Here is a 2,005-nt window from a genome sequence, read left to right on the forward strand (position 1 = left end):
GAAATATTGGATATAAATAGCTATATTTGTAGTTGTATATATATATGGTTTTGATAACGTAGAGGTTATAATTACGTAAACAAATACTTAGGTTAGAGAATAGAACGTGATTTAGGTTTTAACAGTTCCTCTACTATTGAATGGGATAAGAATTTTTCTTATCCCATTCCGCTTTTATTATAATATTGAAAAGTAATATGTAATTAAAGTGAGTTCAATATAATCCCCTTACGATTCACCTCCCTTTATCAATTATAATAGTATCCTATAAATGGGTTACAGCTTTTATAAGGTAGTGGCGATTTTACCTAGCGATTCAAATAAACTACCAAATAGATAAGATATTTCAGCTTTCGTTTTTTGTTGACCATGATAAAGTGTTCTAATAAAATGATAGAATGATGGCTTAAATCTCATCTCTGGCTTCTCCAAATACATAGACTGATACTTATCTAGAAGTTCATTAAATTTAATATTTCCATTATGTAAGTTATTCATTAAGCTAATAAAACAGTCCATATTAATAATAATTGGTAGTTTTAGTTTACCCCTAAGTGAGCTATATCTATTTTTAGCAATTTCTATAAATCTACACATAATTAGTTGATTAACACCATATGCATCAAACACACTATTGGTTGTTACAATTATAGGATAGACATTGTCACCGTCGTTATATGGCCTATCAAATTTAGAAAGACTATTTTCATTAATGTACTTGTTAATACTGTAGAGTAATTGAGCACCGCCTTTGCGTTCGGAAGTGCTATCCTTACATATTTTATCTAAAAGTTCTTTCTTTACTGTTTCTATTTCTGTTGAGTATCTTTTGTCATTATTGATTAACACGTCTTTGCACTCAAGAAAAAAATGTTGTTGCCTTCTCTAAGGTAGTAGTCTGGAGGTGCTTCAACACCAGAGAGTTCTGACCCTCTTACTTTGATTTGAGAAGTGGAAGTGAAACACTTGTCCATAATCGTATAGAAAAGATGTTCCTCTGAAAATGAACTTCCTAACATAGATTTTAGAACAGTAAAGTCTTTTATTTTATCTGCTAAAGTATTAGTCCCTTTATGGTTTTCTATACTTTTCCATAAATCAAAGACAATTCCTTCATAAAATTTATCTGTCAAGAAAGTTGGGTTCAAAAGGAGAAATGAATCATCATCTATTTTAACAAAGAAATGATTTCTTAAAAACCTTATACCTTTATTTTTATTTTCGCATAGTTGCTCTTGATTTAATTTGCCAATACAGTAATTGTCTAGAACCCAATGAACTGCATTAGGAAGCTTACTTTTCTTGAAAATGTAATCACTTGTAGTATGTCTAAATAGCTCAAATATATCAAGAAGATACTCTTGAAAATTATTTTTCCCTTTATCACAAATTAACCATTTTGAAATAGTATCATAGGGGCTTCTGCTCTCACAAAAAACAAAGAATTCGTTTGCTTTATATAATTGAGCATAAAAATCTGAAGGAAATTTAAATTCTGTGACAGGTACATCTACTTTTAAATTGAGATCTATAACATTTAAGTTTTCAATATTATATTGTTGATCTCTAAGCCATAAACTAGAACAATAAAGGTATAACTTATATACAAGTATCCTTTGTTCTGGAGTTAATTCTATAGTTTTACTTTTTTTGTTAGAGTATTGTAGAATATACATCTCAAAGTAAATCGTACTAAGGTTATCTATCAAATATGGATAATCTTGCCCCACAATAAATTCATCTAACCGTGATAGAATCTTTTTTTCTTCAAAAAAAGAACACCTAAGTTCATATAATTCTTTTTTTTGTCCTTCTAAGTCGGATAAACAGTAATAGAAATCATGATGCTTTGCAACAATAAAACTCAAAGCTGCAAGATATGGAATATCTTGCGCTATGCTAGCTATATCTACAGACGAGAAATCGTCGAATAAAGTATCGTATGCCAGACATGTCATTATAAGCTCTTCTCTATTAGCCATAAATGCAATTCCAATTGTATTGA

General features: G+C 29.5%; 1 protein-coding gene and 1 pseudogene. Both read right to left on the reverse strand.

Annotation, left to right across the window (positions count from 1 at the left end):
• Window positions 1–285: 285 nt before the first annotated feature.
• Window positions 286–849, reverse strand: coding sequence for a hypothetical protein (locus HMPREF9420_RS12555; protein ID WP_007136112.1), 564 nt, complete (start codon window positions 847–849; stop codon window positions 286–288).
• Window positions 843–2,005 (reverse strand): annotated as a pseudogene (locus tag HMPREF9420_RS12560) (hypothetical protein); the annotation flags it as partial. The pseudogene HMPREF9420_RS12560 and the gene HMPREF9420_RS12555, both read right to left, overlap by 7 nt.

It is taken from the genome of Segatella salivae DSM 15606, assembly GCF_000185845.1.
GTDB lineage: Bacteria > Bacteroidota > Bacteroidia > Bacteroidales > Bacteroidaceae > Prevotella > Prevotella salivae.